This is a genomic window from Allobosea sp. P4_C6, assembly GCF_056402015.1.
In genome coordinates this window covers 38,915-45,111 of the sequence record NZ_JBFUIF010000034.1, presented here as the reverse complement: position 1 = coordinate 45,111, position 6,197 = coordinate 38,915, and the positions used below count along the sequence as shown (strand labels likewise).

At 67.4% G+C, this 6,197-nt stretch carries 8 protein-coding genes; all 8 read right to left on the bottom strand.

Features of this window, described 5'->3' with window-relative positions; translation table 11 throughout:
* Nucleotides 1–321: electron transfer flavoprotein subunit beta/FixA family protein (locus tag AC1DVA_RS20735; RefSeq protein WP_476806044.1), on the bottom strand; the 321-nt coding region annotated here is incomplete at its 3' end.
* A 165-nt stretch (nt 322–486) separates the two neighbouring features.
* A complete protein-coding gene (locus AC1DVA_RS20730) occupies nt 487–1,185 on the bottom strand; it encodes a rhomboid family intramembrane serine protease (protein ID WP_476807113.1) in 699 nt (232 codons plus the stop codon).
* Between the two features lie 7 nt (nt 1,186–1,192).
* On the bottom strand, nt 1,193–1,774 hold the full coding sequence (locus AC1DVA_RS20725; protein ID WP_265050196.1) for a cob(I)yrinic acid a,c-diamide adenosyltransferase: 582 nt from the start codon (nt 1,772–1,774) through the stop codon (nt 1,193–1,195).
* Between the two features lie 59 nt (nt 1,775–1,833).
* Nucleotides 1,834–2,430 carry an acyloxyacyl hydrolase gene (locus AC1DVA_RS20720; protein ID WP_265050195.1) on the bottom strand — a complete coding sequence of 199 codons (597 nt, stop codon included), beginning with the start codon at nt 2,428–2,430 and terminating at the stop codon, nt 1,834–1,836.
* Between the two features lie 156 nt (nt 2,431–2,586).
* Nucleotides 2,587–2,775 carry a twin transmembrane helix small protein gene (locus tag AC1DVA_RS20715; RefSeq protein WP_265050194.1) on the bottom strand — a complete coding sequence of 63 codons (189 nt, stop codon included), beginning with the start codon at nt 2,773–2,775 and terminating at the stop codon, nt 2,587–2,589.
* Between the two features lie 74 nt (nt 2,776–2,849).
* On the bottom strand, nt 2,850–4,130 hold the full coding sequence (locus tag AC1DVA_RS20710) for a glycosyltransferase family protein (RefSeq protein WP_476807112.1): 1,281 nt from the start codon (nt 4,128–4,130) through the stop codon (nt 2,850–2,852).
* A gap of 128 nt (nt 4,131–4,258) precedes the next feature.
* Nucleotides 4,259–5,050 carry a polysaccharide deacetylase family protein gene (locus tag AC1DVA_RS20705; RefSeq protein ID WP_476807111.1) on the bottom strand — a complete coding sequence of 264 codons (792 nt, stop codon included), beginning with the start codon at nt 5,048–5,050 and terminating at the stop codon, nt 4,259–4,261.
* Nucleotides 5,047–6,183 carry a glycosyltransferase family 4 protein gene (locus tag AC1DVA_RS20700; RefSeq protein ID WP_476807110.1) on the bottom strand — a complete coding sequence of 379 codons (1,137 nt, stop codon included), beginning with the start codon at nt 6,181–6,183 and terminating at the stop codon, nt 5,047–5,049. The genes AC1DVA_RS20705 and AC1DVA_RS20700 overlap by 4 nt, the downstream gene beginning before the upstream one ends.
* Between the last annotated feature and the right edge of the window lie 14 nt (nt 6,184–6,197).

Below are 6,197 nucleotides of genomic sequence, written 5' to 3'. Positions count from 1 at the left end.
CTGCTCGACCAGCTTCTGCAGCAGCTTGGCCACGGCAAGCGGCTCGACGATGCCGTCGACCTTCACCAGGATGCCGCGATCGGCGCCCATCGCCAGACCGGTGCGGATCGTCTCGGCTGCTTGCGCCGGACCGATCGAGACCACCACCACCTCGGTCGCCTTGCCGGCTTCCTTCAGGCGCAACGCCTCTTCCACCGCGATCTCGTCGAACGGGTTCATCGACATCTTCACATTCGCAAGCTCGACGCCCGAACCGTCCGCCTTAACGCGGATCTTCACGTTGTAATCAACCACCCGCTTGACGGGCACCAAGATCTTCATCGTCAGATCACCGTTCAGAAGAGATGCGCCGCGCGCCGCGCCGCCGGAGACGGCTTGATGGCGGCATCGCGGCCCTCGGCTGGAATGCGGACGGACCGTAACGACGCCCGTTTGCGCTTGTCAACGCCATCCAATGCCGGGGCCGAGGGGCAAAAGCGCGCGGCTTCACCCACCGATGGGGCGCCGGCCGAACAGGGGCACGCTGCGGTGGATGAACAGCGGCGTCAGCACTGCTCCGGTGGCGAGACCGCCGAGATGCGCCCACCAGCCGACATTGCCCTGGGTTTCGAACCAGGCGGAACCTGCCTGCAGCAGGATCCAGCCGCCGAGCGCGTACATCGCCGGGACGCGGATCGGGATCCAGTTGAAGGCGACGCCCCAGATGCGGACCTGGGGATAGAGCATCAGATAGGAGGCGATGACGCCGGAAATCGCACCGGAGGCGCCGATCAGCGGCTGCTCCGAATCCGGATACATCCCTGCATGGATGACCGAGCCGCCGAGGCCGCAGAGGAAGAAGAACAGGAGGAAGCGGGCATGACCCATAGCGTCCTCGACATTGTCGCCGAAGACCCAGAGGAACAGCATGTTGCCGATCAGGTGCGCCAGATTGGCGTGAAGCAGCACATTGCTGAACAGCGTCAGCCAGGGCGGCAGATGGGCGAGGCCTTCCGGCAACTGCGCCGTGCCGAACAGGACCGAGGGGATCATCCCGAAGCCCGCCATGATCGCGAGATCGCGCGCCTCCCCGGGCCAGAAGCGCAGCGCGATCTGGGCGCCGATGCAGGCGCAGATCAGTCCGTAGGTGATGTAGGGCGTTCGCATGAAGCGCAGCGGCACGCCGTCATGCAGGGGGACGAACATGTGCGCCTCAGCGGTTCTGGCCGGGCACCCAGAGAACGTCCCCGCCGGCCTTCGCATTGAGAAAGCGGGAGGCGACGAACAGGAAGTCCGAGAGGCGATTGATGTATTTGAGCGCGGGCGCGCCGACTGCTTCGTCTTCCGTCGCGGCGAGTTCGGTCATCAGCCGCTCGGCCCTGCGGCTGACGGTGCGGGCGAGATGCAGATGCGTCGCCGCGGGCGTTCCCCCGGGCAGCACGAAGGAGCGCAGGGGGCTGAGGCTCTCGTTCATCCGGTCGATCTCGGTTTCGATACGGTCGACCTGTGCCTGGACGATCCGCAGCGGCTCGAAGGCGAGGGGCTTGCCGGTCTCCGGCGTGGAGAGGTCCGCGCCGAGGTCGAAAAGATCGTTGCTGACGCGGCCGAGCATGGCATCGACCTCGGCGTCCTCCGCCGCAGCGTGAAGCCGCGCCAGGCCGATGCAGGCATTGGTCTCGTCGACCGTGCCGTAGGCCGCGACCCGCAGGTCGTATTTCGGGCGGCGCGGACCGGCCGTCAGCCCTGTCGTGCCGTCGTCGCCGGTGCGGGTGTAGATGCGGTTGAGCTTGACCATGCCACGCTTATAGCGCGGCGCGGCCGGGACGGAAGCGCGGTTTCCGCGCGGTCCGGCCGCTAAAAAGTATAGCCGAGCCGGGCGCCGATATTGGCCGGCCCGCGCGTGGAGGAGCCGGTCCGGTCGGAACAGCCGGCCGTGCTGTAATGCTCGAGCGTGGTGACGAGACTCCAGCGGTCGGACAGCCTTACGCCGAGAGCCGCGGCCTCGCGCGTTCCGGTGTTGCAGCCGAGGTTGAGGCGATTCTCGGGGACGACCGCGCCGGTCTTGCCGTCGTTCAGGGCAGCGCCGAGGCTGGCCTCGACGAAGACATCCCGCGTGACGTCGAATGTCCAGGTCGCGCCGGCATAGGCGTAGCGCGTGCCGTTCACGTTCAGGCTGGTGCCCAGGTTGAAGCGCGGGATGAAGGCTGCGGCGATGCGGTCCTGCAGCGGGATCAGACGGGGCGTGAGCAGTTCCGCCCCCATGTTCAGCAGTCCGCTCTCGCGCCCCTTGGGATTGGCGAGGCCGGCGCCGATGCGCGCTTCCCAGGCCGGGGCGGGCGCTTCGGTCGCCGGAGCGTAGCTGGAGACGCTGCCGGACAGGGAGCGGGTCTGCGCGGCAGCGGACAAGACGGGCAGGCAAACGGCAAGAAGCAGCAACGCGACGCGAACCATGGGCCTTCGGCGATGAGAGGGCAGGCAGGCGTTAGTGAAGCACACACACTCGTGTCCGGAATGTGGCGGAGCCGCTCGATCCGAGGTCTCGTCCACACCTTCACGTGCTTGAAATTCAAATAATATCAGTCTGTTATGCGAAAGGTCGCAGTCGCGTCAGCCGTTGCGCCACCAGAGCACGATGACGATGAGAATGATGGCGACGAACTGCAGCACGACGCGCAGCCGCATCAGCCTCTGCGAGGTGTTGGCGCTGCCGCCCCGCAGCATGTTGACGAGGCCGAGCAGCAGCACGATGGCGACGGCGCCGACAGCCACGGAAACGAGAGTGTTCGAAAACGTCATGGGAGACAGCCTCTAGAACGGCGCTTGAGCATTGGCCAGCGGCGTGACGTCGCGAGGCGGATCGAGCGGCTGGATCAGCTCGTCGCAGCGCTTTGCGCGAGGGCGCGGCCGCGCACCTGCTGCGACAGGTCGTCGGCGAGCGCCCGGCTGAGTGCCGGCAGCCCTTCGAGCAGATCGGGAACGAAGGCCTGGGAGGGCGGCTGCCGCTTCGGCAGGGCATGGAGGGCGGCGGCCATGACGAGCGGATCGCGCTCGCCTTCGCCGGTCTGGGAGGGGTCGCAGAGCATTTCGATCAGGCTGAGCTCATCGGCGCGCTGCGCGCGGATCGCCTGTTCGAGGCGCGGCTTCACGCGCGGCACGATCAGGGCCGGTTTGTCGAAGGAGAGGATCTCGCAGAAGGTGTTGTAGCCGCCCATCGCCACGACGCAGTGCGCGCGATTCATCAGCAATTCGAGACGGGGCTCGAAGCCGAGCCCTTCCAGCTTCGGGTTCCGGGCGATCCGCTCGGCGAAATCCTTGCGCTTCTCGCGGGACATGAACGGCCCGAAGACGATCAGCGCCGGAAGCGCGATGGTCGGGTCGGCCTCATAGGCCGAGATCACCCAGTCGATCACGCCGGCACCGTCGCCGCCGCCGCCGGGCGTGACGAGGATGAAGGGCTGCTTGGTGATCCGCGGGTAGCGGTTGGGCGGCATCGGACTTGGGACGGCGCGCTTCAGATAACCCAGATAGCGGGTCTTCTCGGCGAAGCGATCCTGATCCGGCAGGCCGGCGAGCGGCTGATAGATATCCTCGAGCCCGTAGACGAAAATGTCGTCATAGATGGTGTCGAGCGCTTCGAGGGCGCCGCTGTGACGCCACTCTTCCAGCAGCGTCGCGGGATCGTCGAGGACATCGCGGAGACCCAGAACGATGCGCGCGCCGCGGCGGCGCAGGATGTCGAGCGACGGCTTCAGTTCGCCGCGCAGGCCGACGGGTTCCTTGTCGACGATGACCACATCGGGGTCGAAGGACAGTACGGTCTGCTTGATGATGTCGGAGCGGAGGCGGAGCGTGTCGCTCAGATCGAGATTGAGGTGGTGCGGCTCGTAGCGGCCGTCGCTCTGCTTCTCGATGCCGGGAATACGGACATAGTCGATGCCGTCGCCGAACTGGAAGCTCGAGACCACCGAGGAGCCGGAAACAATGATGACCGAGATGTGCGGGAAGCTCGCGATCAGCGCATTGGCGATGGCGCGGCAGCGGCGGATATGGCCGAGCCCGAAGGTATCGTGGCTGTAGATCAGCACGCGCGGAGCATGCGAACTGCGCGGGGCCCTTTCGGCTCCGGCCAGATCGACGACGTTGGAAGACATCGGACGCCGCCCCCCACAAAGGCCAGACGACCTCTTGGCGAGGACGAACGCAGCTGCAGACAATTCTAAGGGGCTTATAGCGCGGCGATCTCTGTCTACCAAGCCCGGCCTGCCGCTTCGCGCAGTGATTACATCGGCTGATGCGAAGCGACTGCGACGGGGGAAAGGAGCGTGGCCGGATCGGCCAGGCGGATGGCGGGATGAGCGGCGGCAAGACGCAGGACATCGTCGAGGACGGCCCAGGCGTTTTCGTCGTGATCGCGGTGATGGAGAAGCAGGCCGAGCGTGGCCGTCCGCTCCGAGCCGCTTTCCCGCATCCCCGTGAGCAGCGCGGCGATTTCAGGCAGGAGCTCGTCCGGACGGCGCCCGATGCGGCCGCCATGCCAGTCCATCACATCGACATGCGTATTGAGCAGCCGGGGGCCGCCCGCCGGGCCGTGGCGATAGCCGCGAAAGCAGGACAATCCGGAAAAGCCCAGGCTGCCGAGGCGGGCGGCGTGGCCGGGGTCGATACGATTCCATGGCGGCACGAAGATCGGCAGGGTATCGCTGCGGATCAGGTCGTGGAGACGGTCGCGCCCCTGCGCGATCTCGCCGTCGACGATCTGCGCCTCGCGCTCGATGCCGAATTCCGACTTCTTGGCGCCTCCAGGGGCATGATCGCGATGCCAGACGCCGTGCTGGCAGGGGCGCAGCAGGGGCATTGCGCGCAAGGCCGAAGCGAGGGCCGGTTCGGCCAGCATCGGAATGACGGCCAGCAGCACGTGGGCGCCATGGCGCTCGGCCAAACCCGAGAGCCGCGTCAGCGCCCGGCTCGGGGCGATCGCGTCGTCGTCGCGGAGCCAGATTCGGAGCTGCCGGCCGGCAAACTGCCAGTTGTCGAGCTCCTGCGAGAGTGCCTGCCAGTGCGTTTCGCTCATGATGCCGCAGGCCTGACGGCTTTGAGCTTTTCGAGGCGGTGACGACAGGCAAGGTCTAGACCCTCGGCGAGCGTCCCGGCGGCGCGCGCCGTCGTGCGCTCCTCCAGCACGAAGCGCCGCGCGGCCGTTCCCATCCGCTCGCGCCGGCCCTTGTCGCGCAGCAGCGCGGTGAGGGCGTCGGCGAAGGCCGCCTCATCGCCTTCTGGAGCCAGGAGCGCCGTCTGCCCCGCCATGACGGTCGCGGATACGCCGCCGCTGTCGAAGGCGACGACGGGCAGCCCCACCGCCTGCGCCTCGAGATAGACCAGGCCATAGGCCTCACGCATGCCCGGCCAGACGAAGATGTCGTGCCTTGCCAGCTCGTCGAGGGCCTGCTCGCGCGGAATCAGGCCGAGCCAGTCGATGCGACCCGGCGGCAGGTCGGCGAAGGCCTGCTCGATCTCGGCTCTCTGGCGGCCATCGCCAACGATGCTCAGCCGCCAATCCTCGCCGGGGATGCGGTGGAGAATGCGGGCGAGCGCCAGATAGCTGGCCTGCTTCGTGCCCTCCCGCATCATGGCGATGGTGATCAGGCGCGACGGGCCGGCATGGTCGCGCGGCCGCGGAGGCTCGTTCTCGAACGCGATGAAGGGCGGGAGCTCAAGCAGGGCGGTGCCGGGCTGGCGCCAGGGCTCGAGGCCCTGGCGATCGCGGTCGGTGAAGTAGAAATGGACATCACCTGCCGAGAGGCCGCGACGGACGATCTCGGTCTGGGCGCTCCACTCGTCGAAGGCACGCCGTTCGGAGTCGCTCGCCTCCGCCGTGACATAGGGGATGTCGAGGGCGGCCGCGATCTCGGGGCCGAGCAGGTCCGGCGCGCGGTAGTAGTTGTGATAGGTGAACCAGAGATCGGGGCGTGGCGCGCCGGCGCGGTAGCCTGCCAGCAGGCCTTCGCGCAGCCGTTGCGCCTCGTCGCAATGATGATCGAAGCAGCTCCGCTCCGCGCTGCGCATATAGCCTCGCCTCGTCCGGACGGGCTCGACGGCGTGACCCAGCATCTCCAGTGCGGCGACGAGCTGGCGCGCCATGCGCCGGTCGCCGGAGACGCCGCCATCGTCGAACAGGTTGAGCGGGGTGTGGAATGCGATGCGCAAGATGGTTCTGCGAA

Excerpts from the sequence above, each read along its gene's own strand:
- AC1DVA_RS20720 (WP_265050195.1), bottom strand. The coding sequence starts at position 2,430 with ATGGTTCGCGTCGCGTTGCTGCTTCTTGCCGTTTGCCTGCCCGTCTTG.
- AC1DVA_RS20725 (WP_265050196.1), bottom strand. The coding sequence starts at position 1,774 with ATGGTCAAGCTCAACCGCATCTACACCCGCACCGGCGACGACGGCACG.
- AC1DVA_RS20715 (WP_265050194.1), bottom strand. The coding sequence starts at position 2,775 with ATGACGTTTTCGAACACTCTCGTTTCCGTGGCTGTCGGCGCCGTCGCC.
- AC1DVA_RS20705 (WP_476807111.1), bottom strand. The coding sequence starts at position 5,050 with ATGAGCGAAACGCACTGGCAGGCACTCTCGCAGGAGCTCGACAACTGG.
- AC1DVA_RS20730 (WP_476807113.1), bottom strand. The coding sequence starts at position 1,185 with ATGTTCGTCCCCCTGCATGACGGCGTGCCGCTGCGCTTCATGCGAACG.
- AC1DVA_RS20710 (WP_476807112.1), bottom strand. The coding sequence starts at position 4,130 with ATGTCTTCCAACGTCGTCGATCTGGCCGGAGCCGAAAGGGCCCCGCGC.